Source organism: Allobosea sp. 2KB_26, assembly GCF_052115715.1.
GTDB lineage: Bacteria > Pseudomonadota > Alphaproteobacteria > Rhizobiales > Beijerinckiaceae > Allobosea.
The window spans coordinates 1,486,448-1,512,166 of the sequence record NZ_JBFRHE010000001.1 but is presented as its reverse complement, the minus strand read 5'-3'; the positions used below and the strand labels follow the sequence as shown (position 1 = coordinate 1,512,166).

The following is a 25,719-nucleotide window of genomic DNA, read 5'->3' as shown; positions in this document are numbered from 1 at the left end:
AGCTAAGTGGCAGAGGCAGCAATGGCAGGCGACTGGTCAGACCTGAGCAAGCGGGTGGCGCGCGGCGTTGCCGAGGTACGGAAGACCACCGGCTCGGAGCTGGTTGCCGAGAGCATGCCGGTGGCGTTGGCCGGGCGTGTGCCCGCCGGGCCGGTAATCCAGCATCGACGGCGGCGCGGCGACGACACCCACCGCTTCGTGCTGATTCTGCCTTTCGGCGAAGGCGAGGTCAGGGTCGAACTCGGCCCGCAGGATTATGCAGCGCTGACGCGCGAGATGGTGCGTTTCTGGAACGAACAGGGCGAGGCCGCGCTGCGTCCGCCTGCTCCGACGAAAGAGGATGACGTCTGATGGCTCACTGGCTGGTCAAATCCGAACCGTCCGTCTGGTCCTGGGACGACCAGGTCAAAGCGGGTGCCAAGGGCACGCACTGGGATGGCGTGAAGAATCATACGGCCAAGCTCAACCTGATGGCGATGAAGCTCGGCGACCAGGTCTTCTTCTACCACTCGAACGAGGGGCTCGAGGTCGTTGGCATCGTCGAGGTCATCAAGGAGCACTATATCGCCAACCCGGGCGAGCCCTGGGTCTATGTCGACTTCAAGGCGGTGAAGCCGCTGCCGAAGCCTGTGACCCTTGCTCAGGTGAAGGCCACGCCGGAACTCGCCAAGATGGCGCTGGTCACGTCCTTCCGCCTCTCGGTCCAACCGGTGGCCGATGATGAATGGGCACTGGTCTGCAAGATGGGCGGGCTCTGAAAATATAGCGCGCTCTGAGCCCCTCTTGCGGTCGCAGAGGTGAAGCCATAACTATACCGTCCGGACGGTATAGTTATGGAGGTTCGATTTGCGTAGCAGCAAGAAGGCGGCGTTGCTCGAGGCAGCGGGCGCGATCGTCGTCGGGGGCGGCATCGACGCCCTGACTTTCGACAGGCTCGCAGCCGAAACCGGCGTGAGCAAGGGCGGTATTCTCTACCATTTCCCCGACAAGGAGCGCCTTCTCATCGCTCTGGTCGAGGGCATCGTCAGCCTTGTCGATCTTGCGATCGCCGAGGAACGCGCGAGCAATGCCGAACCCGATGGGCCGGGCCGCTGGCTGCGCGCCTATATCCGCATTGCTTTCACTGACGGAGGCGATGTCGATCGGCTGCTCGGGATCCTGCTGGCCGGATTGCCACCGGAGTCGCCGGCGTTGGTGCCCCTGCTCAGTGCCGACCGTCGCTGGCTCGAAGCCGCCTGTTCCGATGGTCTGCCGCGCGGGCTGGCGATCGCCATCCGCCTTGCCGTCGACGGCGCGTTCGTCACAAAGCTCGACCCTGCCGATGTGGCGGCTGCGCGCGAGGCGCTCCTGACGCTGACCGAGACCGCACAATGACACCTGCGTCTGGCGCGACACCGGGGCGCGACCCGGCCATCGATGCGATCAGGGGCATCGCCCTGTTTGGCATCCTCGTCGTCAACCTGCCCTTCTTCGCCATGCCGTTCGGTTTCGGCGGCGATTGGTGGCGCTCCGCCTTTCCCGGCGCCCTGGATCGTCTTGCAGTGTTCCTGATCCAGGCCCTGTTCGAAGCGAAGTTCGTTCTGATCTTCTCGTTTCTGTTCGGCTATGGCGCGGCACGGCAGATCGCAACCAATGGCGAAGGGCGCTATCGGCGTCGCCTGCTCGCACTCGGATTGCTCGGCGTCGCCCATGGGCTGCTGCTCTTCGCAGGAGACATCCTTCTCGCCTACGCGCTTCTTGGATTGATCCTGCCGCTCGCGGCGCGCTGGTCGCTGGGACGTCTGCTCAAGGCGGCTGCCCTGACGTGGCTGCTGGCGATCTTGACCCATGCCCTGCTTGCAATCGTCGGCATCGTCGAGCCCGATCCGGCCACCGGTGCGGATGCCGCCGTCGTTGCGGTGCATCGTTCCGGCGATTTCCTGGCGATCGCGCGCTATCGGCTGATGGAATGGGCGATCTTCTACGGGCTGGCACCCTTGATCACCTTGCCGCATGTCGCGGGCATGTTCTTCCTCGGCATGGCCGCCTTCCGCCATCTCGGCACCGCCTCGCTGAGCAGCCTCGCCGTACCGGGCGCGGCGTTGGCGCGCTTTCTCTGGCTGCCCGCCCTCGTCGGCAATGTCGCTTACGCTGCGGTGGCGATGGCGCCTCCCGGCCCGGCGAAACCGGCCTTTGCTGCAGCGGAGCTCATCCTGCGCGGCGTCTTCCCGCCGCTGATGAGCCTGGTGATGATCGGCGCCGGCCTGAGCTTCTTCAACCGGCCGCTCGGCATCCGCATCGGCCGGATCTTTCAGGCGGATGGCCGCCTGTCCCTTTCGCTTTACATGTCCGAGTCGATCGTCTGCGTGCTGATCTTTCTCGGCTATGGTCTTGGGCTTTACGGGCGCCTCGGGCCGGCGGCCTGCATGCTTGCGGCAGCCGTCATCTATGCGTTGCTGCTGGTGCTGGCGTCGCTATGGTCGCGGACCTTCAGCAAGGGGCCGTTCGAGTGGTTCGTCGAGCGCATGGCAGGGCCGCGTCGGTTGCGGCAATGACGGCCAATAGTGCGCGATAACGGGCAATATTGCGCCTTGCCGACCTCTCCGACCCTCGCCAAAAGTCTTTGAAACCAAAGTGCGAGGGCGCGCGGCTTGCCGCCGCTCTTTCGCGCTTTATGATGCGCGCAATTCGAAAGAAGCGGTCGTTATTTGCCGAGGAATCCGGCACTCATGCCATGAGCCGCGACGAAGATGGGCTGATGCGGTCCAAGTCCGGGGAGAAGTCTTCTATGTCCGACAAGATCTATGACGTGCCGGCCGCCTGGGCCAAAAAGGCGTATCTGAACGACGCCAAATACAAGAAGATGTACGCGGCCTCGATCAAGGACCCCGACAAGTTCTGGGCCGAGCACGGCAAGCGGATCGACTGGTTCAAGCCGTTCAGCAAGGTGCGGAACGTCAGCTACAAGCCGGGCAAGGTCTCGATCAAATGGTATGAAGACGGCACCACGAACGTCTCCTACAACTGCGTCGACCGGCATCTGGCGACGCGCGCCAAGCAGACGGCCATCATCTGGGAAGGCGACGATCCGTCGGAATCCAAGAAGATCAGCTACGGCCAGCTCTATACCGAGGTCTGCAAGTTCGCGAATGTGCTGAAGGCGCAGGGCGTCAAGAAGGGCGATCGCGTCACGATCTACATGCCGATGATCCCGGAGGCGACCTATGCCATGCTCGCCTGCGCGCGGCTCGGCGCGGTGCACTCGATCGTCTTCGGCGGCTTCTCTCCGGATTCGCTGGCCGGTCGCATCGCTGATGCGACCTCGGACGTGGTGATCACGGCGGATGAAGGCCTGCGCGGCGGGCGCAAGGTGCCGCTCAAGGTCAATGTCGATGCGGCGGCCGAGAAGGCCCCCGTCAAGACCGTGATCGTGGTAAAGCGGACCGGCGGCGATGTCGCGATGCAGGAGGGGCGTGACGTCTGGTATCACGAGGAGGCGGCGAAGGTCTCCGGGCATTGTCCGCCGGTCGAAATGAAGGCGGAGGACCCGCTTTTCATCCTCTACACCTCGGGCTCGACGGGTAAGCCCAAGGGCGTCCTGCACACCACCGCCGGCTATCTCGTCTATGCCTCGATGACGCATCAATACGTCTTCGATTACCATGATGGCGACATCTACTGGTGCACGGCCGATGTCGGCTGGGTCACCGGGCACAGCTATATCGTGTACGGCCCGCTGGCGAATGGCGCGACGACGCTGATGTTCGAGGGCATCCCGACCTATCCGACGATCTCGCGTTTCTGGGAGGTCGTCGATAAGCACAAGGTCAACATCTTCTACACGGCGCCGACTGCCATCCGCTCGCTGATGGGCGCCGGCGAGGAGCCGGTGAAGAAGACCAAGCGCAAGTCGCTGCGCCTGCTCGGCTCGGTCGGCGAGCCGATCAATCCGGAGGCCTGGGAGTGGTATCACCGCGTCGTCGGGGATGATCGCTGCCCGATCGTCGATACCTGGTGGCAGACCGAGACGGGCGGAATCCTGATCACGCCGCTGCCCGGTGCGACCAAGCTCAAGCCCGGTTCGGCCACGCGGCCCTTCTTCGGCGTCAAGCCGGAGATCGTCGATGCCGAGGGCAAGGTGCTGGAGGGGGCGACCGAAGGCAATCTGGTGATTGCCGAGAGCTGGCCCGGCCAGATGCGCACCGTCTACGGCGACCACAAGCGCTTCGAGGAAACCTATTTCGCCACCTATCCGAACAAGTATTTTACCGGTGACGGCTGCCGGCGCGACGCAGACGGCTATTACTGGATCACCGGCCGCGTCGACGACGTGATCAACGTGTCCGGCCACCGCATGGGCACGGCGGAGGTCGAATCGGCACTGGTCGCGCATCCGAAGGTTTCGGAGGCCGCGGTGGTCGGCTATCCCCACGACATCAAGGGGCAGGGCATCTATGCCTATGTCACGCTGATGCAGGGAGAGGCGTCGAGCGAGGCGCTGCGCAAGGAACTGGTCGCCCATGTGCGCAAGGAGATCGGTCCGATCGCCTCTCCGGATCTGATCCAGTTCGCGCCCGGCCTGCCGAAGACGCGGTCCGGCAAGATCATGCGCCGTATCCTGCGCAAGATCGCCGAGGACGAGTTCGGCGCGCTCGGCGATACGTCGACGCTGGCCGATCCGGCCGTGGTCGACGACCTGATTTCCAACCGTCAGAACAAGCGCAAGGCGGGTTGAGGTCGGCCAAAGCATCGGTGCGAAGAGCGGATAGCGGCTTTCGCGCCGATGCAAACGCAAGAAGGTCAGATGATCTGATCGCTCGGACATCGTGCCCGGCCTTGTGGCGCGCATGACGTCTGAGGATGCATTTGCGGGGAGACGGTAATGGTCGGGACACGCCTGACCATGGCGGCTCAGTCAGCCTTCGCAACGTCCTTGCGCTTGCTGGTGCCGGGCATCTTCCGCCCGTACAATTCGAGCCTGTGGCGGACGATCTCATAGCCGAGCTCGGCCGCGATCTTGGCCTGCAGTGCCTCGATCTCCGGCGACGAGAATTCGACGACCTGACCGGTCTCGACATCGATCAAATGATCATGATGATGCTGGTCTGCGTGCTCATAGCGCGAGACGCCGTCCTCGAAGGCGTGGCGTTCGATCGCGCCTTGAGTCTCCAGCAGCTTCATCGTCCGATAGACCGTCGACAGCGACAGGGTCGGGTCGTGCGCGAAGGCGCGCGTGAAGATGCCCTTGGCGTCGGGGTGGTCGTCGGCCTCGGCCAGCACGCGCAGAATCAGCCGGCGCTGCTGCGTCATTCGCAGTCCCGCCCGCCTGAGCTCCTCCTCGAAGAGGGCTACCCGTTTGTCGATTCCCTTCATGCCATCGGGATAGCATGTTGAGACGCATTCGCAAAAATTGAGGCTTATCGCAAATCATTCGCAATTGCGTTGACAGATGCAAGTGATTTGCATTAGCTAAACGGATCGAGCCTGTAGCAGGAGAGATCATGCCTTCGCGTCGCCGCTTCACGATTCTGGCCGCCGCCATTGCCTTCGCGGCCGGATCTGCCGCAACGAGCCAGGTGGTGTTGGCTCAGGGGGGACAGACCAAGCCGCTGCGCGTCGTCACGACCTTCACGGTGATCCAGGACATCGCGCAGAACGTCGCGGGCACCGCAGCGATCGTGGAATCGATCACCAAGCCCGGTGCCGAGATTCATGATTATCAGCCGACGCCGCTCGATGTGGTGAAGGCGCAATCGGCCGATCTCGTGCTCTGGAACGGCTTGAATCTCGAGCGCTGGTTCGAGCGCTTCTTCGAGAACGTCAAGAATGTGAAGAGCGCGGTCGTGACCGAAGGCATCGTGCCGATGGGCATCAAGGAGGGGCCCTATGAGGGCAAGCCCAATCCGCATGCCTGGATGTCGACGGCGAGCGCGCTGATCTATGTCGAGAACATTCGAAAGGCGCTCGCGGCTGCGGACCCCGCGAATGCCGAGACTTATTCCAGGAACGCGACGTCCTATTCCGAGCAGATCAAGGCGATCGACGCGCCGTTGCGAGCCCGGCTCGACAAGGTGCCGGAAGGCAGGCGCTGGCTCGTCTCCAGCGAAGGCGCCTTCAGCTATCTCACGCGCGATTTTGGCTGGAGGGAAGCCTATCTCTGGCCGATCAACGCCGATGAACAGGGCACGCCGCAGCAGGTGCGGCGCCTGATCGACCTCGTTCGCAAGAACAAGATTCCCGCTGTTTTCAGCGAGAGCACGATCTCCGACAAGGCAGCCAAGCAGGTCGCCCGCGAAACCGGAGCGGCTTATGGCGGCGTCCTCTATGTCGACTCGCTCTCTGCCGAGAACGGGCCGGTGCCGACCTATCTGAAGCTGCTGGAGGCAACCGTCGACACGATCGCGAAGGGGTTCGGGCAGTGAACATTCATGTGACTGGCCGACCGGGCGCGCTTGGTCTGGCACCCTCGATCACGGTCGAGGGCGTGACGGTGCGCTACAGCAATGGCGTGACCGCGGTGAACGATGCCTCCTTTGCCCTCGGTGCGGGCACGATTTGCGCGTTGGTGGGCATCAATGGCTCGGGCAAGTCGACCCTATTCAAGACGCTCATGGGATTTCTTAAGCCGGCTCAGGGCCGCGTCGCGATCGCGGGACTGGAGGTGCGGCAGGCGTTGAAGCGCGGGCTCGTCGCCTATGTGCCGCAGTCCGAGGAGGTCGACTGGAGCTTTCCGGTTCTCGTCGACGATGTCGTGATGATGGGACGTTACGGCCATATGGGCCTGATGCGCATGGCCCGGCGCGCCGACAAGGAGGCCGTCGAGGAGGCGCTCGCGCGCGTCAATATGGTGGATTTCCGGCGCCGCCAGATCGGAGAACTCAGCGGCGGTCAGCGCAAGCGCGTCTTTCTCGCGCGGGCGTTGGCTCAGGGCGGGCAGGTCATCCTGCTGGACGAGCCCTTCACCGGTGTCGACGTCAAGACAGAGGATGCGATCGTCGGCCTGATGCGGGAATTGCGATCCGAAGGGCGGCTGATGCTGGTTTCGACCCATAATCTCGGCTCGATCCCGGATTTCTGCGACCAGGTTGTGATCTTCAACAAGACCGTTCTTGCGGCCGGCCCGACCGGGACCACCTTCACGGAAGCCAATCTGCAACGGGCCTTCGGGGGCGTGCTCCGGCATTTCCGGCTAGGGGGCGCGCAACTCCATGACGATGCCGACGACCGGCGCGTCACCGTCCTGACCGACGACGAACGTCCGCTCGTGCTCTATGGCGAGCGCGATCACGAGGTGGTTGTCGACGCCAGCAGGGATGTTGTCCGGTGATCGACCTCATGCTCGAACCCTTTGCCTACCAGTACATGGTCAAGGCCATCTGGGTCTCAGCGCTGGTTGGCGGCGTCTGCGCCTTCCTGTCCTGCTATCTGATGCTCAAGGGCTGGTCGCTGATGGGCGACGCATTGGCGCATGCGATCGTGCCCGGCGTCGCGCTCGCCTATCTGCTGAAGCTGCCCTATGCCGCCGGTGCCTTCCTCTCCGGCCTGCTGGCGGCGCTCGCCATGTCCCTGGTCCGGGTGCGCACGCAATTGCGGGAGGATGCGGTGATCGGCATCGTCTTCACCACGTTCTTTGCTGCGGGGCTGCTGATCGTCTCGATCAACCCGACTTCGGTGAATGTCCAGTCGATCGTGCTCGGCAACATCCTGGGTATCTCCGACGAGGACGTCGTCCAGGTCGCGATCATCGCCTTCGTCTCCCTGGTGATCCTGATCGCACGCTGGAAGGACCTGATGCTGGTCTTCTTCGACGAGAACCAGGCACGCAGCGTCGGGCTCTCGCCGACGCGGCTGAAAATCCTCTTCTTCGTGCTGCTCAGCGCCTGCACGGTGGCAGCCCTGCAGACGGTCGGCGCCTGCCTCGTGATCGCCATGGTGGTGACGCCGGGCGCAACCGCCTACCTGCTGACCGACCGCTTCGGTCGCTTGATCATCATTGCGGTTGCGATGGGCGTCGCGACCAGCGCGATCGGCGCCTATGCCAGCTATTTTCTCGACGGGTCAACCGGTGGGCTGATCGTCGTCTTCCAGACCGTCCTGTTTCTGCTCGCGTTCATCTTCGCGCCGAAGCACGGCCGGCTCGCAGCGCGCCGGGCGGCCCGGGCCCTTCCGGAGCACGCCGCATGAGCCTGATCGAAACCTGGTTCCTTTCGCCGTTCGCGCATGAGTTCATGCAGCGGGGGCTGATCGTCGCGGTGCTGGTCGGCCTCGTCTGCGCGGTGCTTTCCTGCTTCCTCGTGCTCAAGGGCTGGTCGCTGATGGGCGACGCGGTCTCGCATGCGGTGCTGCCCGGCATCGTGCTCGCCCATATCCTGAGCTTGCCGCTGGCGATCGGCGCCTTCGCTGCCGGGCTCGGCTGCTCCGTCGGTATCGGCTACCTCAAGCAGAACAGCCGGGTGAAGGAGGACACGGTGATGGGCATCGTCTTCTCCGGCATGTTTGCGCTGGGGCTGGTGCTCTTCGTCAAGGTCGATAGCGACCAGCACCTGATGCACATCCTGTTCGGCAACATGCTGGGTGTCCGCTGGGCCGATATCGCGGAGACGGCGCTGATCGCGGTGCCGACCATCGCGATCATGCTGGCGAAGCGGCGCGATTTTCTGCTCGTCTCTTTCGATCCGGCTCATGCGCGCGCCATTGGCCTGCCGGTCGCAGCGCTGCATTTCGGTTTGCTGATTCTGTTGGCGCTGACGATCGTCGCGGCACTCAAGGCGGTCGGCATCATCCTGGTGGTTGCGATGCTGATCGCGCCGGGCGCCATTGGCTACCTCATGACGCGCCAGTTCGACCGGATGCTGCTGGTAGCCACTGGCGTTGCAACCGTATCGAGCGTGCTCGGCACGCTCCTGAGCTTTCATCTCGATGCCGCGACCGGTCCATGCATCGTCGTGGTCCAGGCCGGCTTCTTCCTCGCGGCGCTCGCCCTCAATCTCTGGCGCGCCTCGCGACGCGCCAGTCTCAGCGTCAGCATCTCACGGGTGCAATGATGCTCACGCGGCCTTGGTCTGGTTTCTGGCCAAGGTCGGAACGATGCCGGCCAGGATCTCGTAGGAGCGCTTGCGAGCGCCGTGATCGTGGATCGGCGCCGTGACCATCACCTCGTCGGCCCCCGTCGCATCCAGGAACCCATCGAGCTGACGCTTCAGGCTTTCCGGCGAGCCGACGAAGGCGTAGCGCAGCATCTGCGAGACATGTGCCTTCTCGGCCGGGGACCAGTAGCTTTCGATATCGTCGATCGGTGGCTGCAGCTTGCCGCGGGTGCCGCGGATCATGTCGATGAAGCGCTGCTGGACCGAGGTGAAGAGATAGCGAGCCTCTTCATCCGTATCGGCGGCAATGACGTTGATGCCCGGCATCGCGTAGGGCCGATCCAATTGCTCCGAGGGCTTGAAGCGCTCGCGGTAGATCGCAAGCGCCTGTATCAGCGCGTCTGGGGCGAAATGCGAGGCAAAGGCGTAGGGCAGGCCGAGTTCTGCAGCGAGCTGCGCGCCGAACAGGCTGGAACCCAGGATCCAGAGCGGCACCTCCGTGCCTCCCCCTGGCACGGCCTGCACCACTTGCCCGGGCTGTACCGGTGCGAGGAAAGCCTGCACCTCGAGCACATCCTGCGGAAAGCTGTCCGAGGCCATCGGGTCGCGTCGCAGGGCCCGGACCGTGCGCTGGTCGGTGCCCGGAGCGCGGCCGAGGCCGAGATCGATCCGGCCTGGATAGAGCGATTCCAGCGTTCCGAACTGCTCGGCAATGACGAGAGGCGCGTGGTTGGGCAGCATGATGCCGCCGGCGCCGAGGCGGATGGTCTTGGTTCCAGCGGCGAGATAGCCGATCACCACCGCCGTCGCGGCGCTGGCGATGCCGACCATGTTGTGATGCTCGGCGACCCAGTAGCGGCGATAGCCGAGCGCCTCGGCGTGGCGGGCAAGGTCGAGAGAATTGCGCAGAGCGTCGCCGGGCTCTTGCCCCTCGATCACCGGGGAGAGGTCGAGGACCGAGAAATCAACCATGCAGCGCTCCTGCGTATCGACGCCCGGCTCATCATGCCGCGCCCGTGGCAGATGGGAGCGCTACCGGCTTGCGTCCAGCCCTTTCGCGATCTGGCATGGCGCCAATGCAGAAGCGTTCTGGCGAGATGATCCATCCGCGACGCGGCACACTGGACGGCGGCACGAAACGGCTCCAGAAGGGCGCAATTGATGCGGCGGAGTGAGATATGAAGCAGGAGATCAAGCAAATCTCGGCAGAGCTCCTGATCCGCAACGGCTACCAGGGCTTCCGCTTCCGGGATGTCGCAGACGTCCTCAACACGACGCGCGCGAACATCCACTACTACTACGGCAACAAGCTCAACCTCGCCGAAGAGGTGATCGTCGACTATGTCGAGCAGACGCTGGCGAACTGGGAGGCGAACTGGCGCAGCGACAAGAGCTTTGAAGACAAGATCCATGGCATGATGGAGTCGAATCGTCAGCGCTATCTCCGCTACAATCCAACGGCCACGACCGCCAATCCCTGGAGCCTGATTGGCCGGATGCGGCTGGAGCAGGATGTGATCGGCCCGAAGGCGCGTGAGGCGCTGGCGCAATTCGGCGCGACGCTCGAGAACCTCGTGGTTGCCGGAATAGATCAGGCCGTGGCACGGGGTGAGTTTTCGAACGACATCCCGCGCGGTGATATCGCGCTGCAACTGGTCGCCATCGCCAATAGCGCCGGGCCGATCACGCAGGATGGCGGGAATTTCGATCGGCTCGAACAGCTCTATCGCTCATTCAGCCGCATCGTGCACCATGCCTATGGGCAAAGGCGGGCCTAGCGGCCGGCCTATGGAACGCCGCAGCGGGAGGAGCGTTTCATCTCGTGTCCCGGCGCGCATCGCGACAATCGGGATCCGAAGCGGGGGATGTCATGGCGAGCGCAGTCAAGAAGCCCAGTCCGGCCGCCCAGAGCCTGCGCCAGGAGCGGGCGGAGCAACGGAAGGCGGAACGCGGGAAGGGCAAGGACTCCGATCTGAACGATGCTCTTCGGGCGACCTTTCCGGCCAGCGATCCTGTTGCATTGGAAAGCCCGACGAGAACAGGCGCGGCGAAGCGGACGTGATCCCGCGGCTTAAGCTTCGGCGATAGCTTGCATACATATTTTTCGGATATTTAGGTCTATTCCGAATGCATTGGTTGAGGTCGCCTGCATCGGCATGGCCTTGCATGCAAAATATGAGAGGCGTTGACGCCCTGCCGAGGCGCACCCATAGTCGGCGTCCTTGTCGCCAACGCCTGCCGAGCCATGCCCCGCCCGACGCCTTCCACCGCCCTTGCGAAACTGCGTGTTCTCGATCTCTCCCGTGTGCGGGCCGGGCCGACCTGCGCTCGCGTCTTTGCGGATTTCGGTGCCGATGTGATCAAGGTCGAAAGCCCGCCGGGGCTCGATCCGAACGAGAACATGAGCGGTGCGCGGCATGGCTATGACATGCAGAACCTGCACCGCAACAAGCGCTCGCTGACGCTGAACCTGAAGACTGCCGAGGGCAAAGCGATCCTGCTCAAGCTGATCGAGAGTGCCGATCTGCTGATCGAGAATTTCCGCCCCGACGTGAAGGACAGGCTCGGGCTCGATTTCGACACGCTGCACAGGCTCAATCCGCGCCTGATCCTGGTTTCGGTCTCCGGATTCGGCCAGAGCGGTCCCTACCGGACCCGCGCCGGCTTCGACCAGATCGCCCAGGGGATGGGCGGAATGATGTCTGTTACCGGCTTGCCGGGGCAGGGGCCGGTACGGGCCGGAATTGCCGTCGCAGATTCGGCTGCGGGCCTCTATGGCGCGCTTGGCGCGCTGGTTGCGATCGCCGAGCGCGAGACGTCGGGGCTCGGTCAGTGGGTCCAGACCTCCCTGCTCGAAGCCCAGATCGCGATGATGGATTTCCAGGCTGCGCGCTTCCTGGTCGAAGGGACGGTGCCGCCGCAGGCCGGGAACGATCACCCCTATTCGACGCCGATGGGCGTCTACGCGACGAGGAACGGCCATATCAATATCGGGGTCGGCGCCGAGGGCCATTGGCGCTCCTTCTGCAAGGCGATCGGTCATCCCCAACTCGGCGACAACCCGGTCTATGACAGCATGGAGAAGCGCTACGACAAGCGCCCTGAACTGCGGGTCATCATCGAGAGCATCCTGACCCAGAGGGACTCGGCGCATTGGCTTGCCGCCTTCGAGGAGCATGCCGTTCCGGCCGGACCGATCTATGCCGTCGACGAGATGTTCGAGGACCCGCAGGTGCAGCATCTCGGCATCGCACAGCCGGTCAGCCATCCGATCCTTGGGGATTTCAGGGTGGTGGGCGAGCCGGTCGGCTTGTCGCGGACACCCGCCGGCGTCGTGTCGCCGACGCCGGAGGCAGGGGAGCACAATGCCGAGATCCTGGCCGAACTCGGCTACGGTTCGGGCGCTGTCGCGCGGTTGCGCGAAGCCGGGGCGATCTGAAGGAGCAGTGGGCTGATGAACGACGAGATTCTCTACGATCTGAAGGACGGGGTCGGCACCATCACCCTCAACCGTCCGCAGGCCCGCAACGCGCTGACCTTCGGGATGTATGACCGCATCGCCGCGATCTGCGGCGACATCGAGGGCCATGGTTCACCCAAGGTGCTGGTCCTGACCGGGGCCGGGGACAAAGCCTTTGCTGCAGGCACGGACATCTCGCAGTTTCGTGCCTTCGCCAAGCCAGAGGATGCCCTCAACTACGAGACGCGGATCGAGGAGATCATCACCACGATCGAGAGCTGCCCGATTCCGACAATCGCGGCGATCTCGGGCGCCGTGACCGGCGGCGGAGCCGCCATCGCCTGTGCCTGCGATCTCCGAGTCGCGACACAGTCGGCCCGCTTCGGCTTCCCGATCGCGCGCACGCTCGGCAACTGCCTGTCGATGAACAACCTCGCCCGGCTTGCCTCGCTGCTTGGGCCCGCGCGGGTCAAGGACATGGTCTTCACGGCTCGGTTGATCGAGGCGGAGGAAGGCCACCGCGCCGGCCTCTATGGTGAACTGGTGGCCGATCATGCGGCTCTGCTCACGCGGGTCGCAGAGCTGGCGCAGACCATCGCGGGCCACGCGCCGCTGACGATGCGGGCCACCAAGGAAGGCCTGCGCCGGATCGCCGCTGCACGCGGCCATGCCGATGACGAGGATCTCGTCCTGATGTGCTATATGAGCGCCGATTTCCGCGAGGGCATGGAAGCCTTCCTGGCCAAGCGCGCGCCCAGCTGGCAAGGGCGATAGGGCAGCCTGTCAGGGCGCCTCGCGCCCATCATCGCCCTCCCGCGTTGGCGTTTCCGGCGCTTCCTCCGCCGCCGGGCTCGCGGCAGCGAGGATGGCGGCGAGGCTATTGGCAAAATGGACCTCGATGAGCCGGGCCAGGCCCTCGCCATCGCGGGAGACGAGGGCGGCGAGCATCGCATCATGCTCCTGCATCGCCGCTTTCCAGCGCGTGGGCTGCAGGTTCGGAAGGTATTTCGCGCGCTCGATGCGGGCGGACAATCCTTCCCAGGCTTCGAGCAGGGCTGCGTTGCGGGACGCCTCGACAAGCGCCCGATGTATCTGCTGGTTGAGCGCGAAATACTCCAGCTGCTCGGCGCGCGCCTGATGCCGCATCATCCGGTAATGCAGCATGCCGATCTCGGCGACGGCCTCGTCCGAGATGGTCTTGCAGGCGAGCCGCGCAGCCAGGGCTTCCAGGGTGCTGACGACCTCGTAGAGCCCCAGGATATCGTCCAGGGTCAGCGAGGCGACTTCGGCGCCGCGATTTTGCGTCAACCTCACCAATCCCTGCGCGGCCAGGGTGCGCAGCGCCTCCCGCAACGGCGTACGCGAGACGCCGAGCTGTTCGCAGATCTCCTGCTCCCGCAGCTTCTGCCCGGCCGGCAATTCGCCGGTGATGATCATCCGGCGCAGCGTTGCGACCGTGGCGCCATGCAGTCGCCCCTTGCGACCAGGCTGAGGGCTGGCGGTTTCCGGAACCAGCGTGGGCGTCGTGGTCATGAGGCCTCGGGTCACGGGCGGAACCTCGCCCTCCGTCCCAGCACGTCTCGCAGGGCCCCTGATCTGTAGGCAAGGCAGCGGCCCCGAACAAGCGGGGCCGCAAGCGCGGGTAGGTTGCTGTCCTGCCCGCAGGGTTCTCGGTCGTGTCAGCCGTAGAGATATTTCGGCAACCAGAGCGCGATTCCCGGGAAGACATAGACCAGCACCATCGCGAACAGCACGATCAGCAGATAGGGCATCACGCCGGAGAAGATCTGATTGATGGTCACGTGCGGCGGCGCGATGCCCTTCAGATAGAAGGGGGCCATCGCCACTGGCGGGGAGAGGAACGAGGTCTGGATATTCAGCGCGATCAGGATGCCGAAGAACAGCGGGTCGATATTGAAGAACTGCAGCAGCGGCAGGAAGATCGGCACGAAGATCACGATGATCTCGGTCCATTCCAGCGGCCAGCCGAGCACGAAGATGATCAACTGCGCGACGATCAGGAACATCGTCGGCGACAGGTTCAATGCCGTGACCAGATCCTTGATCGGTTCGTGCCCGCCGAGAATCGCGAAGATCGACGAGAAGATATAGGAGCCGACGAAGAGCCAGCAGACCATCGCCGAGGTGCGCGCCGTCAGGATGACCGATTCCCTGACCTTGCCGAAGGAGAGCGAGCGATAGGCCGCGGCCAGGATCAGGCTGCCGAGCGAACCGATGGCGGCGGCCTCGGTCGGCGTCGCGAGCCCGAAGAAGATCGCGCCGAGCACGGACATGATCAGGATGGTGAGCGGAAAAAAGCTGGTCATCAGCGCCCAGATGACCTTGCTCCAGGGCACGTCCGTCTGTTCCTTCGGCAGCCTTGGCGCCAGCGCCGGGTTGAGGGTGCAGCGGATGATGACATAGACCATATAGAGGCCGGCGAGCAGCAGCCCGGGGAAGAGCGCGCCCGCATAGAGCTTCGGGACCGAGACGCCCGCTGTCGCGCCATAGAGGATCAGCATGACGCTCGGCGGAATCAGGATGCCGAGACAGCCGCCGGCACAGACGACGCCGGCCGAGAGCTTCACATCGTAGCCGGCCCGAAGCATGGCCGGGAAGGCGAGCAGCCCCATCAGCGTGACCACCGCCCCGACGATACCGGTCGCGGTCGCGAAGATCGCGCAGGTCGCGAGCGTCGCGATAGCGAGTGAGCCAGGCACGTTGCCGAGCGCGATCTGGATCGAGTGGAACAGCCTGTCGAGGATGTTCGCCCGCTCGATGATGTAGCCCATGAATATGAAGAGCGGGATCGAGACCAGCACGTCGCTGGCCATGACCGAATAGGCTCGCTGCACGACCAGCGCGAAGACATTGTCGCCCATTGCCCAGTAGCCGAAGCCGACGCCCAGAGCCATCAGCGTGAAGGCGATGGGAAAGCCGAGCATGATGAAGACGATGAACAGGACGAGCATGACCACGCCCAGTTCGGGATTGCCCAGTCCGAACATCAAATCGATCCCTCGCGGGTTGCGGCTTCCTCGAGGATGAGCTTCTCGGTCTCCTCGACATCATGCAGGCGGGGGGGCCATTCGCCTGTGCGCAGGCAGATGACGCAGCGCGCGACCTCGGCGAGCCCCTGGAGGAACATCAGGACCCCGACGATCGGAATCAGCGACTTGAAATGATAGAGCGGCGGCCCGTTGGGCGAGTTCGAGGAGTGCTCCCCGATCATCCAGGAGAAGGCGGCGAACTTGTATCCGGCCCAGGCCAGCGCGATGATGCCGGGGAAGAAGAACAGAAAATAGAGCGCCAGATCGAGCCCGGCCTGCGTTCGCGGGGCCCATTGGCGATAGAGGAAATCGCCACGCACATGGGCGTTTCGCGCGAGCGCGTAGGGCCCGGCCAGCATGAACAGCGTGCCATAGAGGATATAGCTGACGTCGAAGGCCCATTCGGTCGGCGCGCGCAACACGTAGCGCGAGAAGACTTCGTAGCTGATCGCCAGGGTCAGGATCAGGATCGTCCAGCCGGCGAGTTTCCCGATGGCGGTATTGAACTTGTCGATCGCGAGGATGACGCCCATCAGATTCTCCACGGCGCGTTACGCAGCTTGTCGGCGCAAACGCCCGCCAGGCCGAACACGGCCGGCGGGCGCTTGGATGCGGGCAGAGGCTCAGGCCTTGAAGAAATGGGTGAAGGCCAGTTCGCGCGACGGTGTGTTGACGCGTTCATAGGCAACGGTGCGCTTGACCCAGGCCTTCTGCGACTCGACCACCTTCTTGAAGAAGGCGTTTTCGGCAGAGAGCTTGTCGAGCACCTTGTCCCAGGCGACGAGCTGGGCCTTGAGGATCACCTCGGGAGTCGGAACGACATTGACGCCCTTCGAGCGCAGCATGTCGAGATCCTTGGAATAGCGGTCGAGCGCCTTCCAGATCATGTCGGAGGAGGCTGCCTCCGCCGCATATTTGATGATCGCCTTCTGCTCGGAGGCGAGCGCATCGAACTTCGTCTTGTTGAAGATGAGCTCGAAGCTCTCGGCTGCCTGATGGTAACTTTGCAGCATGTAGACCTTGGCGACGTCCTGGAAACCAAGGATCGAGTCGGAGGAGGGATTGTTGAACTCGGCTCCGTCGATGACGCCGCGTTCGAGCGCCGGCACGATCTCGCCGCCGGCCAGAATCGTGACTGCGGCCCCCATTTCCTTCATCAGATCGGCGGCTAGGCCGACTGTGCGGTATTTCAGGCCCTTGAAGTCATCGGGGGTCTTGAGTTCCTTCTTGAACCAGCCAAGCGGCTGGCAGGGCATCGGCCCGCTGAGGAAGCCTACGAGATTGAGCTTCAGGGTCTGGCCGACCAGCTCGTTATAGAGCTCATAGCCACCGCCATGGTTCATCCATCCCAGGAAGCTGGTTGCGTCCCAGCCGAGTGACGGAGGTGTGCCGAAGAGCGAGAACGCCTTGTTCTTGCCGTACCAATAGGCGCAGACGCCATGCCCGCCATCGAGAATGCCGGCCGCGACCGCATCCTGCATCTGGAAAGCGGGGACGACTGCGCCCGCCGCGAGTACGTCCAGCTTCAGCCGGCCTCCGGACATGTCATTGACGCGCTTGGCGAAGTCACCGGCGAATTCATGGAAGATGTCCTTGGTCGGCCAGGTGGATTGGAACTTCCAGGTCACCGTTTGCGCGCGGCTGACCTGGGGCATGGCAATGGCACCAGCGCCCGCAAGTGTTGCGACCTTGAGGAAGCTGCGACGATTCGAGCGAGGCTTAGCGGTCTCCGTAGTCATGAATTCCCTCCCTGGTGGCGCCGCCATGTATCTGGCGTGTCGTTATTGCTGCCTGCTGGCCGCGATATCCCAGAGTTGCTGTATTCAGTTGCCGTGGCAAGCGATAGGCGTAATACTAAGGTCTTAGATCGCTGATCGCGATGGCCTTTGCAACTGGGCAAGACGGGAGCCGGCTATGCCGCTTCAGGGGCAAGGGAGTGCCGCTGCGTGAGCGGAGCGGGGGGAAGGGGCGGCCGACCCGCGCCGCAAACCGGCGATAAACGGCCGATTTCCGGAGCATTCCTGCGGGGGGGAGGGCCGGGAACGAGCCATGGCGCGCCCGGAAGGGCGGCTCTTGTGCTGCTGAGATAAAGTGCGATTGCTCGTCGCGGTGAAGGAGGAGCATTGCCAAAACAGAAAGAATGAGGCGCGCGTTATGCGCGGCTCATTCCTGGGTCGTCATCGAAAGCTCGAGGTCCTGCGACCTCGGGAGGCTTTGCTCAGCGACGGCCTTTGCCGGCGGCGCGCATCTGCATGTATTGTACAGCCTCGAGCAGAACCTTGCGGGGACGCTCGGCGTCGCGCTTGGCCTGTTCGGCCTTGCGGGCAGCCTCACGCACCAGTTCGGCCTGACGCTCGGCTTCCTCCTGGGCGGCGCGTTCGATCGCCGCGAGGCGCTCGGCCTCGACGCGGGCAGCGGCCTTTTCGGCGTCGCGGACAGCGCGTGCATCGGCAATGGCCTGGCGCTCCGCGCGGCGCTGCTGCATGATCGGGTCATCGGCCTTCGGCCGTGCCTGGAAACGCTCTAGCAGCGCCTTCTTGGCATTGGCGGAGTTGGACTGACGATCAGTGAAGCTGCGGTCGTTCGGGTTCTTCAAGGTCTACCTTCTTGGGTTGAACGGGCTCTAATTCGCGAGCCCGCGGGGGCAATAATCCAGAACGGGCCGGATGTGTATTGTAATCAGCGCGCAGGCGCTGCGCCTGCGGCGCGGGTCGGCTTCGCCTTGGGCTTCGGCGCGGCGATGAGGCCTTCGCGCTGAGCCAGCTTGCGAGCAGCCTTGCGGGCGCGGCGAACGGCGTCGGCCTTTTCGCGGGCGCGCTGCTCGGATGGCTTCTCATAAGCTGAGCGGCGCTTCATCTCACGAAAAACGCCTTCGCGCTGCAGTTTCTTCTTAAGCACTCGCAGCGCCTGGTCGACGTTATTGTCGCGGACGAGAACCTGCATCCTGGTTTCCTTCATTCGAAATGCGAAAACATCGCGCTGAACCCGGGCCCGAGATCCAGCGAAATCTTCGCAGCGTCATGTTGAAGCGCACCAGAAGGCCGCGCGCCGGTTGTTCGATCTGAGCGGGGAAGGTCGTCGGCGGGCACATTGACATGCGCAGGACCGCGGCGTTCGGCCGAATATCGACGGCCGCCATATGGCCTCTCGAACAGTGAATGTCAATGCAATTGCCGGGGTTCAGGCATGCTTTTGCATGGGCATGCATAGCCGAACGGGCAGCGCTGCGCTTTACAAGTGTCGGGTTTTCGCCAACAGGCAATCCTCGCTTCCGTTACTCGATCCTGGTCTTCTCCGTGAACACGCCGTCGCTGAGTCAGTTCCGCCGCATCGTGGTCAAGGTCGGTTCGGCCCTGCTGGTCGACCGTGAGCGTGGCCGGCTGCGCCAGGCCTGGCTCGCCGCGCTCGCCGAGGATCTCGCCGAACTGCACTTACGCGGCGCCGATGTGCTTGTCGTGTCGTCGGGGGCGATTGCGCTCGGCCGGACCGTGCTCAGACTTCCGAGCGGCCCGCTGCGCCTCGAAGAAAGCCAGGCTGCCGCAGCCGTCGGGCAGATCGCGCTGGCGCGGACATGGTCCGAGGCGCTGGGACATCATGGGCTGACGGCCGGCCAGATCCTGCTGACGCTGGCGGATACCGAGGAGCGCCGCCGCTATCTCAATGCGCGCGCCACGCTTGGCCGCCTGCTCGATCTGCGCGCGATTCCGGTGATCAACGAGAATGATACGGTCGCGACGACCGAAATCCGCTATGGCGACAATGATCGCCTCGCCGCACGTGTCGCGACCATGGCGGGCGCCGACCTGCTCGTGCTGTTCTCCGATATCGATGGGCTCTACACGGCGCCGCCGGGGCGGGACCCGGCTGCGCGCCATATCCCGCTGGTCGAGCGGATCACGCCCGAGATCGAGGCCATGGCGGGCGGAGCAGCGTCCGAGCTCTCCCGCGGCGGCATGCGCACCAAGATCGAGGCGGGCATGATCGCGGCGGCGGGCGGCACCCATATGCTGATCGCCGATGGGCGGACGAAGAATCCGCTCAGTGCGATCGTGGCTGGCGGGCGCTGCACCTGGTTTCTTTCGGCTTCAACGCCTGCGACGGCGCGCAAGACCTGGATCGCCGGCTCGCTCGAGCCGCGCGGCACCCTGCATGTCGATGCAGGGGCCGCTCGGGCCTTGCGCGGCGGCGCGAGCCTTCTGCCCGTCGGCGTCAGCCGGATCGAGGGCGAGTTCGCGCGTGGCGATGCCGTGCTCATTCGTGATCCGGATGGGCGCGTGCTCGGCCGCGGGCTGGTGGCCTATGATGCGGGGGAGGCGGGGCTCGTGCTTGGCAAGGCCTCGCGAGATATCGAGGCGATCCTCGGCTATCCCGGGCGCGCCGAGATGATCCACCGTGACGACATGGCGCTCGGTGTCGGCTAAGGTCGCCGGGCTGGGGAAACGGGTGAGTTGACGATGACTGGCGAAGGCGCGCTGCGCGTGGTTTCTGCAAGTGACAGCCAAGAGGATATCGGCACGGTCATGCATGGGCTCGGCCGGCAGGCCCGCGCCGCCGCTCGGCTCGTCGCGCTTGCATCGGCCGAGCAGCGCAACGCGGCGCTGATGGCGATGGCCGAGGCCCTGCGCGAGCGCGCGCCGGCGATCCTCGCCGCCAATGCACGCGACCTCGAGGAGGCGCGAGGCGCCGGCCAGAACGCCGCCTTCATCGACCGCCTCATGCTGGACGAGGCCCGGCTCGCGGCGGTTGCCGAGGCGGTTGCGAGCATCGCCCTGCTGCCCGATCCCGTCGGTCGGGTTCTCGCCAGCTGGACCCAGCCCAATGGCCTTGCCTTCGAGCGCGTGGCGACGCCGCTTGGCGTCATCGCGGTGATTTTCGAGAGCCGCCCGAATGTCACCGCCGATGCTGGCGCGCTCTGCCTGAAAAGCGGCAATGCCGCGATCCTGCGCGCGGGCTCGGATAGTTTCCGCACGTCGACCGAGATTGCTGCAGCGCTCCGGCAGGGGCTGGAAGCTGCCGGGCTGCCGGGCGACGCGATCCAGCTGGTGCCGACACGGGACCGCGCAGCCGTCGGCGAAATTCTGGCGGGGCTCGGCGGCGCCGTCGATGTCGTCGTGCCGCGTGGCGGCAAGAGCCTGGTCGCCCGTGTCCAGAGCGATGCGCGTGTGCCGGTCTTCGCGCATCTCGATGGCAACTGCCATGTCTATATCGATGGTGCGGCCGATCTCGACATGGCTAAGGCGATCGTGCTGAACGCAAAACTGCGCCGTACCGGCGTCTGCGGCGCGGCCGAGAGCCTTCTGGTCGACGCCACATGTGCGGCGACCCATTTGCAGCCGCTCCTCAGGATGCTGGTCGAGGCCGGCTGCGCAGTGCGTGGCGATGTTGCCGCACAGGCCGCCAATCCGCAGGTGACGCCCGCAACGGAGGCGGACTGGGCGACCGAATATCTGGACCGCATCATCGCGGTGAAGGTGGTCGACGGGCTCGATGCGGCGATCGCGCATATCGAGCGCTACGGCTCGCACCATACGGATGCAATCGTGACCGCCGATGAGGCGGCGGCGCGGCGCTTCCTGGCCGAAGTCGATTCAGCCATCGTGGTCCATAATGCCTCGACCCAGTTCGCCGATGGCGGCGAGTTCGGCTTCGGCGCCGAGATCGGCATCGCGACGGGGCGCATGCATGCGCGCGGGCCGGTCGGTGTCGAGCAGCTCTGCTCCTTCAAATACCGGGTTCATGGCAGCGGCCAGATCCGGCCGTGAGGGCAGAGGATCTGCGTCTGCCGCCCCACGCACCGGGCCTTCGGATCGGGTTGTTCGGCGGGAGCTTCAACCCGGCGCATGACGGACACCGCATGGCGAGCCTGACGGCGCTGCGTCGGCTGCAACTCGACCGCGTCTGGTGGCTAGTCACCCCGGGCAATCCGCTCAAGGACAACGCGGCCCTGCCATCGCTCGGCGAACGAATAGCGACGGCGCAAGAGCTTGCCGATCACGCCCGCATTCATGTCACCGGGGTCGAGGCGAGCCTGCGCACCCGCTATACTGCCGATACCCTGCGCGCGCTCAAGCTGCGCTGTCCTGGCGTCCGCTTCGTCTGGATCATGGGGTCCGACAATCTTGCGGGTTTCCATCGCTGGAACGAGTGGCGCGCCATTGCCCGGATGATGCCGATCGCCGTGATCGACCGCCCGGGATCGACGCATCGTGCGGTGGCTTCGCCGGCCGCCAACTGGTTGTCGCGCTGGCGAGTTTCCGAGAATGCGGCGGCCGCCCTGCCGCTGCTGGAGCCCCCCGCCTGGGTGTTCCTGCATGGCCGGCGCTCGGAGCTGTCCTCGACCCATTTGCGCCAGTTGGCTGGTCGCGATTGAATTTCGACCTCATATCGCTTAATTTAGGATCGTCGCGCTGAGAGCGCGTCGTCATGTGAGGATACGGAACTGAACCGTCAAACCCTTGGTGAAGCCGAGCCGAAGCCGCTTCCCCAGGCTGCTGTCCCCGGAAACCCGTCCGCCGACAGCGTGGCCCTCGCAATCCATGTTCTCGAAGATATGAAGGCCGAGGACATCACCGTCATCGACCTGGTTGGCAAGACTTCGCTGGCTGACGCGATGATCATCGCGTCAGGGCGCGTGAACCGCCATGTCGCCTCGATTGCCGACAGCCTCGTCGAGGCCTTCAAGAAGACGGGACTGCCGACGCCGAAAGTCGAGGGCATGCCTGCCTGCGACTGGGTGCTGATCGATACGGGCGATCTCATCGTCCATGTCTTCCGGCCGGAAGTGCGCCAGTTCTACAATCTGGAAAAGATGTGGGGCGCCGACCGCCCGAATGAGCGGCTCGTCGGCTGACCCAGATCTCCGGTGCGGCTCGCCATCATCACCGTCGGCCGGCTCAAGGACGGGCCGGAGCGGGACCTCTGCGAGCGCTACCGCGAACGTAGCCATGGTCTTGGGCGCAGCCTTGGCTTGACTGGGCCCGATGTCATGGAGCTGCCTGAAAGCCGGGCGCGGCGGCCTGAAGAGCGCAAGCGCGATGAAGCTGCCGCCATCCTTTCAAAGCTCTCGCCAGGGCTGTTGATTGCACTCGACGAGCGTGGCAGGAGCCTGACGAGCGATGCCTTCGCCGGCAGGATCGCAGCCTCGCGAGACGCCGGGACGGGCACCGCAAGCCTCGTGATCGGCGGCGCGGACGGGCTGGACGAGAGCATTCGGGATCGCGCCGATCTGACACTGGCCTTCGGGGCCCTGACGCTGCCGCATCAGCTCGTGCGCGTGCTTGCGCTTGAGCAGCTCTACAGGGCCATGACGATTATTGCCGGACATCCCTATCATCGCGCATGACGTCCGTCGCATCAGTGATTCGAGCCAATTCGCGCCGCCTCGGCAGCGCCGCTTTGCTATGGCTCGCGCTCGGTCTCGGTCATCTGCCGGCCAAGTCCCAGGAGCCGGCGCCCGATCCGGATCGCGCGGCGCCCGAGATCGCGCAGAAGCTGGCGGAGAAGCAGGCCCGCGAAGCCGAGTTGAAGGCGATCGAGGAACGGCTGGCGGGCAATGCCGAGGCGCGAACGAAACTGGAGGCCGAGATCGCCACGATCCGAGCCGATCGGGCTGGTCTCAACAAGGCGCTGCTCGAGGCGACAGCCCGTACCCAAGGTGTCGAACGTCGTATCGGCGCGATCGAGGAGCGGCTGGCGCTTCTGCAAACCAGCGAAACCGCGATCCGGCGCTCGCTCGAGGGGCGCCGCGGTTTGATCGGCGAAGTCCTGGCGGCGCTGCAGCGGATCGGCCGCCGGCCGCCGCCAGCCGTTCTGGTGCGGCCGGAGGATATCCTGGAGGCGGTGCGAGCCTCGATGCTGCTGGGTGCTGTGGTGCCCGATCTGCGCCAGGAGATCGAGATCCTCAGCACTGATCTTGGCGAGCTGGTGCGGTTGCGCGGCGGGATTGCAGACGAGCGCAAGGCCATGACCGGCGAGCTGGAAACGCTCGCAGGCGAGCGTCAGCGCCTTGCCTCGCTGATCGACGCCAGGCGCGAGCGCGAGGCCAGTGCGGCCAAGGATATCGAGGCGCAGCGCGGGATGAGCGGAGAGCTTGCGATGCAGGCGAAGGGTCTGCGCGATTTCGTCGAGCGGATCGAGAAGGAAATCTCCGTCGCGAATCGCGCCGCGGAAGCGGCGCGCCAGGCTCTGGAGGCCGAGACCCGCGAGCAGCGACAGCGCATGGCGGCGCTCGCTTTCAAGGATCCGGCCCGGCTCGCCCCGAAGATTGCTTTCGCGGAAGCACGCGGCATGCTGCCTCTGCCGGCCGCCGGATCACAATTGCGTGGTTTTGGTGACAATGACGGCGTTGGCGGCACAACGCGCGGAATTTCGCTAACAACCCGCCCTAATGCCCTAGTTTCGGCGCCTTCCGACGCTTGGGTTGTTTATGCCGGGCCGTTCCGCTCCTTCGGGCAACTCTTGATCCTGAACGCGGGTGGGGGGTACTATTTGCTCTTGGCCGGCATGCAGCGGATTGACGTGTCGCTGAACCAATTCGTCCTTGCCGGGGAACCGGTTGCGATGATGGGTCAAACGTCGGAAGCTGCCGCGACGATCGTAGGTTCGGGGACCGGGGAACCGGTTCTCTATATAGAGTTCAGAAAAGACGGCGTTTCGATCGACCCGACACCGTGGTGGACGAAATTGCAAAGCGAAAAGGTTCGCGGATGATGCGCAAGGTCTCCCTCGTTCTCGCCGGCGCGATCGTTGGCGCGGGCCTTACCAGTCTGGCGACACAGACCCACCTGTTGTCCTCGACCAGTGCGGTCGCGGCTTCGGCGGAGGTCTATCGGAGCCTCAACCTGTTCGGTGACATCTTCGAGAAGATCCGCACCGACTATGTCGAGAAGCCCGACGAGCAGAAGCTGATCGAGGCCGCGATCAACGGCATGGTCTCCTCGCTCGATCCGCATTCGGCCTATCTCGATGCGAAGAGCTTCCGTGACATGGACACGGACATGCGCGGCCAGTTCGGCGGCCTCGGCATAGAGGTCACGATGGAGGACGGCGTCCTCAAGGTCGCCAAGCCGATTCGGGACACGCCCGCCTCCAAGGCCGGCATCCTCGCCAACGACATCATCAGGGAGATCGATGGCGACCAGGTGAAGGGCCTGAGCCTGACCCAGGCCGTGGAGAAGATGCGCGGCATCATCAACACGCAGGTCAAGCTCAAGATCGAGCGCCCGGGCAAGCCGGATCCGCTGGAGTTCACCCTGACCCGTTCCACCATCGTCGTCCCGGCGGTTGAAGAGCGGGTCGAAGGCGATGTCGGCTATATCCGCATCGGCACTTTCAGCGAGCAGACCTATGAGGGCCTGCGCAAGGCGCTCGACAAGGTCAATGCCGAGATCGGCGTCGACAAGATCAAGGGCTATGTGATCGATCTGCGCAATAATCGCGGCGGCAGGCTCGATCAGTCGGTGCTGGTGTCGGACGCGTTCCTGGAGCGCGGCAAGATCGTCTCGACGCGCGGTCGCAATGCCGAGGAGACCCAGGTCTTCAACGCCAAGTCGGGCGACCTGACGAAGGGCAAGCCAGTCGTGGTTCTGATCAACGGCTCTTCGGCCTCGGCGGCCGAGATCGTTGCCGGCGCCCTGCAGGATCACAAGCGCGCAACCGTGATGGGCACGCGCTCCTTCGGCAAGGGCTCGGTGCAGACCGTGATCCCGCTCGGCTCGAATGGCGGCCTGCGCCTGACCACGGCGCGCTACTACACGCCATCGGGCAATTCGATCCAGGCCAAGGGCATCACGCCGGATATCGAGGTCGTCCAGGAAATTCCGCCAGAGCTCAAGGACAAGCTGACGGACAACAAGGGCGAGGCTTCGCTGAAGGGCCATCTCAAGTCGGGCGACGGCAAGGACGAGCAGTCGGGTTCGGCTTCCTATGTGCCGAATGATCCGACCAAGGATACGCAGCTGCTTGCCGCGCTGAATCAGTTGCGGGGCGTCAAGAAGGACGTTGCCGGGCCGGTTCCGACCCCAGAGCCCGCCAAGCCGAACTGATTTCCATCCGACTGCGAGGAGAGCGCCATTCTCCGGCGCTCTCGACTGCTGGCGCCGCACGCGCCAAGACTAGGCGTGCGGGCCGCTGATTCGGGTCCGTT

The 25,719-nt window shown here is 64.5% G+C and carries 27 protein-coding genes; 19 read left to right on the top strand and 8 right to left on the bottom strand.

What is annotated here, in order from left to right; all coding sequences use genetic code 11:
- Window positions 1-21: 21 nt before the first annotated feature.
- The 5 genes from AB4099_RS07330 to acs all read left to right on the top strand — a co-directional run bounded on the left by AB4099_RS07330 (window position 22) and on the right by acs (window position 4,714).
- A complete protein-coding gene (locus AB4099_RS07330; protein ID WP_069878906.1) occupies window positions 22-351 on the top strand; it encodes a hypothetical protein in 330 nt (109 codons plus the stop codon).
- Complete coding sequence (locus AB4099_RS07325) at window positions 351-758, top strand: EVE domain-containing protein (RefSeq protein ID WP_113516082.1); 408 nt, start codon at window positions 351-353, stop codon at window positions 756-758. The genes AB4099_RS07330 and AB4099_RS07325 overlap by 1 nt, the downstream gene beginning before the upstream one ends.
- Before the next feature lie 88 nt (window positions 759-846).
- Window positions 847-1,374 carry a TetR/AcrR family transcriptional regulator gene (locus AB4099_RS07320; RefSeq protein WP_441477535.1) on the top strand — a complete coding sequence of 176 codons (528 nt, stop codon included), beginning with the start codon at window positions 847-849 and terminating at the stop codon, window positions 1,372-1,374.
- Window positions 1,371-2,534: a DUF418 domain-containing protein gene (locus AB4099_RS07315; RefSeq protein WP_441477534.1), complete on the top strand. Its 1,164-nt coding sequence runs from the start codon at window positions 1,371-1,373 to the stop codon at window positions 2,532-2,534. The genes AB4099_RS07320 and AB4099_RS07315 overlap by 4 nt, the downstream gene beginning before the upstream one ends.
- A 233-nt stretch (window positions 2,535-2,767) precedes the next feature.
- Window positions 2,768-4,714 carry an acetate--CoA ligase gene (gene acs / locus AB4099_RS07310; RefSeq protein ID WP_113516085.1) on the top strand — a complete coding sequence of 649 codons (1,947 nt, stop codon included), beginning with the start codon at window positions 2,768-2,770 and terminating at the stop codon, window positions 4,712-4,714.
- A 176-nt stretch (window positions 4,715-4,890) separates the two neighbouring features.
- Here the strand turns inward: acs and AB4099_RS07305 are convergent, their stop codons facing one another.
- Window positions 4,891-5,352, bottom strand: a complete 462-nt coding sequence (locus AB4099_RS07305) for a Fur family transcriptional regulator (RefSeq protein ID WP_441477533.1) — start codon at window positions 5,350-5,352, stop codon at window positions 4,891-4,893.
- Between the two features lie 128 nt (window positions 5,353-5,480).
- Between AB4099_RS07305 and AB4099_RS07300 the strand changes: the two genes are divergently transcribed.
- From AB4099_RS07300 to AB4099_RS07285, 4 genes are read left to right on the top strand one after another with little or no spacing between them, the layout of a single operon-like run.
- A complete protein-coding gene (locus tag AB4099_RS07300; RefSeq protein WP_441477532.1) occupies window positions 5,481-6,401 on the top strand; it encodes a metal ABC transporter substrate-binding protein in 921 nt (306 codons plus the stop codon).
- A complete protein-coding gene (locus AB4099_RS07295; RefSeq protein ID WP_441477531.1) occupies window positions 6,398-7,306 on the top strand; it encodes a manganese/iron ABC transporter ATP-binding protein in 909 nt (302 codons plus the stop codon). Before AB4099_RS07300 ends, AB4099_RS07295 begins: the two co-directional genes overlap by 4 nt.
- Complete coding sequence (locus AB4099_RS07290) at window positions 7,303-8,163, top strand: metal ABC transporter permease (RefSeq protein ID WP_113516088.1); 861 nt, start codon at window positions 7,303-7,305, stop codon at window positions 8,161-8,163. The genes AB4099_RS07295 and AB4099_RS07290 overlap by 4 nt, the downstream gene beginning before the upstream one ends.
- Window positions 8,160-9,023 (top strand): metal ABC transporter permease, encoded by an 864-nt coding sequence (locus AB4099_RS07285; protein ID WP_113516089.1) that lies wholly within the window; start codon window positions 8,160-8,162, stop codon window positions 9,021-9,023. The genes AB4099_RS07290 and AB4099_RS07285 overlap by 4 nt, the downstream gene beginning before the upstream one ends.
- 3 nt (window positions 9,024-9,026) lie before the next feature.
- Here the strand turns inward: AB4099_RS07285 and AB4099_RS07280 are convergent, their stop codons facing one another.
- Window positions 9,027-10,037, bottom strand: a complete 1,011-nt coding sequence (locus tag AB4099_RS07280; protein ID WP_113516090.1) for an LLM class flavin-dependent oxidoreductase — start codon at window positions 10,035-10,037, stop codon at window positions 9,027-9,029.
- Window positions 10,038-10,243: 206 nt separating this feature from the next.
- Between AB4099_RS07280 and AB4099_RS07275 the strand changes: the two genes are divergently transcribed.
- The 3 genes from AB4099_RS07275 (at window position 10,244) to AB4099_RS07265 (ending at window position 13,299) form a co-directional block, all read left to right on the top strand.
- Window positions 10,244-10,843 carry a TetR/AcrR family transcriptional regulator gene (locus AB4099_RS07275; protein WP_441477530.1) on the top strand — a complete coding sequence of 200 codons (600 nt, stop codon included), beginning with the start codon at window positions 10,244-10,246 and terminating at the stop codon, window positions 10,841-10,843.
- A gap of 467 nt (window positions 10,844-11,310) precedes the next feature.
- Window positions 11,311-12,504: a CaiB/BaiF CoA transferase family protein gene (locus AB4099_RS07270; protein WP_113516093.1), complete on the top strand. Its 1,194-nt coding sequence runs from the start codon at window positions 11,311-11,313 to the stop codon at window positions 12,502-12,504.
- A 15-nt stretch (window positions 12,505-12,519) separates the two neighbouring features.
- Window positions 12,520-13,299: an enoyl-CoA hydratase/isomerase family protein gene (locus AB4099_RS07265; RefSeq protein ID WP_113516094.1), complete on the top strand. Its 780-nt coding sequence runs from the start codon at window positions 12,520-12,522 to the stop codon at window positions 13,297-13,299.
- A 9-nt stretch (window positions 13,300-13,308) separates the two neighbouring features.
- On the opposite strand, the gene AB4099_RS07260 is transcribed toward AB4099_RS07265, so the two are convergent.
- From AB4099_RS07260 to rpsU, 6 genes are all read right to left on the bottom strand, one after another.
- Window positions 13,309-14,058: a GntR family transcriptional regulator gene (locus AB4099_RS07260; RefSeq protein WP_441477529.1), complete on the bottom strand. Its 750-nt coding sequence runs from the start codon at window positions 14,056-14,058 to the stop codon at window positions 13,309-13,311.
- Between the two features lie 146 nt (window positions 14,059-14,204).
- Window positions 14,205-15,533, bottom strand: a complete 1,329-nt coding sequence (locus tag AB4099_RS07255) for a TRAP transporter large permease (protein ID WP_441477528.1) — start codon at window positions 15,531-15,533, stop codon at window positions 14,205-14,207.
- Entirely contained in the window at window positions 15,533-16,108 is a 576-nt protein-coding gene (locus tag AB4099_RS07250; protein ID WP_113516097.1) for a TRAP transporter small permease subunit, read from the bottom strand. Before AB4099_RS07250 ends, AB4099_RS07255 begins: the two co-directional genes overlap by 1 nt.
- 90 nt (window positions 16,109-16,198) lie before the next feature.
- A complete protein-coding gene (locus AB4099_RS07245; protein WP_441477527.1) occupies window positions 16,199-17,314 on the bottom strand; it encodes a TRAP transporter substrate-binding protein in 1,116 nt (371 codons plus the stop codon).
- Between the two features lie 479 nt (window positions 17,315-17,793).
- Window positions 17,794-18,171: a DUF6481 family protein gene (locus tag AB4099_RS07240; RefSeq protein WP_441477526.1), complete on the bottom strand. Its 378-nt coding sequence runs from the start codon at window positions 18,169-18,171 to the stop codon at window positions 17,794-17,796.
- Between the two features lie 83 nt (window positions 18,172-18,254).
- Entirely contained in the window at window positions 18,255-18,518 is a 264-nt protein-coding gene (gene rpsU, locus AB4099_RS07235; RefSeq protein ID WP_043234034.1) for a 30S ribosomal protein S21, read from the bottom strand.
- 353 nt (window positions 18,519-18,871) lie between these two features.
- Between rpsU and proB the strand changes: the two genes are divergently transcribed.
- The 7 genes from proB (at window position 18,872) to AB4099_RS07200 (ending at window position 25,618) form a co-directional block, all read left to right on the top strand.
- Window positions 18,872-19,996 (top strand): glutamate 5-kinase, encoded by a 1,125-nt coding sequence (gene proB, locus AB4099_RS07230; protein WP_441477525.1) that lies wholly within the window; start codon window positions 18,872-18,874, stop codon window positions 19,994-19,996.
- 99 nt (window positions 19,997-20,095) lie between these two features.
- Window positions 20,096-21,337, top strand: coding sequence for a glutamate-5-semialdehyde dehydrogenase (locus AB4099_RS07225; RefSeq protein ID WP_441477689.1), 1,242 nt, complete (start codon window positions 20,096-20,098; stop codon window positions 21,335-21,337).
- Window positions 21,334-21,945 (top strand): nicotinate-nucleotide adenylyltransferase, encoded by a 612-nt coding sequence (locus tag AB4099_RS07220; RefSeq protein WP_113516100.1) that lies wholly within the window; start codon window positions 21,334-21,336, stop codon window positions 21,943-21,945. The genes AB4099_RS07225 and AB4099_RS07220 overlap by 4 nt, the downstream gene beginning before the upstream one ends.
- Window positions 21,946-22,095: 150 nt before the next feature.
- Window positions 22,096-22,425, top strand: a complete 330-nt coding sequence (gene rsfS, locus AB4099_RS07215) for a ribosome silencing factor (protein WP_441477524.1) — start codon at window positions 22,096-22,098, stop codon at window positions 22,423-22,425.
- Between the two features lie 12 nt (window positions 22,426-22,437).
- Window positions 22,438-22,917: a 23S rRNA (pseudouridine(1915)-N(3))-methyltransferase RlmH gene (gene rlmH, locus AB4099_RS07210; protein WP_113516102.1), complete on the top strand. Its 480-nt coding sequence runs from the start codon at window positions 22,438-22,440 to the stop codon at window positions 22,915-22,917.
- Window positions 22,914-24,284 carry a murein hydrolase activator EnvC family protein gene (locus AB4099_RS07205; RefSeq protein WP_113516103.1) on the top strand — a complete coding sequence of 457 codons (1,371 nt, stop codon included), beginning with the start codon at window positions 22,914-22,916 and terminating at the stop codon, window positions 24,282-24,284. The genes rlmH and AB4099_RS07205 overlap by 4 nt, the downstream gene beginning before the upstream one ends.
- Window positions 24,284-25,618, top strand: coding sequence for a S41 family peptidase (locus AB4099_RS07200; protein ID WP_441477523.1), 1,335 nt, complete (start codon window positions 24,284-24,286; stop codon window positions 25,616-25,618). The genes AB4099_RS07205 and AB4099_RS07200 overlap by 1 nt, the downstream gene beginning before the upstream one ends.
- The last annotated feature ends 101 nt before the right edge of the window (window positions 25,619-25,719 follow it).

What these genes read in the sequence shown, in the direction of transcription:
- AB4099_RS07225 (WP_441477689.1), top strand. Translation starts at nt 20,096, where the DNA reads ATGCATGGGCTCGGCCGGCAGGCCCGCGCCGCCGCTCGGCTCGTCGCG.
- rpsU (WP_043234034.1), bottom strand. Translation starts at nt 18,518, where the DNA reads ATGCAGGTTCTCGTCCGCGACAATAACGTCGACCAGGCGCTGCGAGTG.
- AB4099_RS07260 (WP_441477529.1), bottom strand. Translation starts at nt 14,058, where the DNA reads ATGACCACGACGCCCACGCTGGTTCCGGAAACCGCCAGCCCTCAGCCT.
- AB4099_RS07315 (WP_441477534.1), top strand. Translation starts at nt 1,371, where the DNA reads ATGACACCTGCGTCTGGCGCGACACCGGGGCGCGACCCGGCCATCGAT.
- AB4099_RS07265 (WP_113516094.1), top strand. Translation starts at nt 12,520, where the DNA reads ATGAACGACGAGATTCTCTACGATCTGAAGGACGGGGTCGGCACCATC.
- AB4099_RS07325 (WP_113516082.1), top strand. Translation starts at nt 351, where the DNA reads ATGGCTCACTGGCTGGTCAAATCCGAACCGTCCGTCTGGTCCTGGGAC.
- AB4099_RS07285 (WP_113516089.1), top strand. Translation starts at nt 8,160, where the DNA reads ATGAGCCTGATCGAAACCTGGTTCCTTTCGCCGTTCGCGCATGAGTTC.
- AB4099_RS07255 (WP_441477528.1), bottom strand. Translation starts at nt 15,533, where the DNA reads ATGTTCGGACTGGGCAATCCCGAACTGGGCGTGGTCATGCTCGTCCTG.
- AB4099_RS07205 (WP_113516103.1), top strand. Translation starts at nt 22,914, where the DNA reads ATGACGTCCGTCGCATCAGTGATTCGAGCCAATTCGCGCCGCCTCGGC.
- AB4099_RS07245 (WP_441477527.1), bottom strand. Translation starts at nt 17,314, where the DNA reads ATGACTACGGAGACCGCTAAGCCTCGCTCGAATCGTCGCAGCTTCCTC.
- AB4099_RS07275 (WP_441477530.1), top strand. Translation starts at nt 10,244, where the DNA reads ATGAAGCAGGAGATCAAGCAAATCTCGGCAGAGCTCCTGATCCGCAAC.
- AB4099_RS07200 (WP_441477523.1), top strand. Translation starts at nt 24,284, where the DNA reads ATGCGCAAGGTCTCCCTCGTTCTCGCCGGCGCGATCGTTGGCGCGGGC.
- AB4099_RS07270 (WP_113516093.1), top strand. Translation starts at nt 11,311, where the DNA reads ATGCCCCGCCCGACGCCTTCCACCGCCCTTGCGAAACTGCGTGTTCTC.
- acs (WP_113516085.1), top strand. Translation starts at nt 2,768, where the DNA reads ATGTCCGACAAGATCTATGACGTGCCGGCCGCCTGGGCCAAAAAGGCG.
- AB4099_RS07330 (WP_069878906.1), top strand. Translation starts at nt 22, where the DNA reads ATGGCAGGCGACTGGTCAGACCTGAGCAAGCGGGTGGCGCGCGGCGTT.
- AB4099_RS07300 (WP_441477532.1), top strand. Translation starts at nt 5,481, where the DNA reads ATGCCTTCGCGTCGCCGCTTCACGATTCTGGCCGCCGCCATTGCCTTC.
- AB4099_RS07250 (WP_113516097.1), bottom strand. Translation starts at nt 16,108, where the DNA reads ATGGGCGTCATCCTCGCGATCGACAAGTTCAATACCGCCATCGGGAAA.
- AB4099_RS07305 (WP_441477533.1), bottom strand. Translation starts at nt 5,352, where the DNA reads ATGAAGGGAATCGACAAACGGGTAGCCCTCTTCGAGGAGGAGCTCAGG.
- AB4099_RS07280 (WP_113516090.1), bottom strand. Translation starts at nt 10,037, where the DNA reads ATGGTTGATTTCTCGGTCCTCGACCTCTCCCCGGTGATCGAGGGGCAA.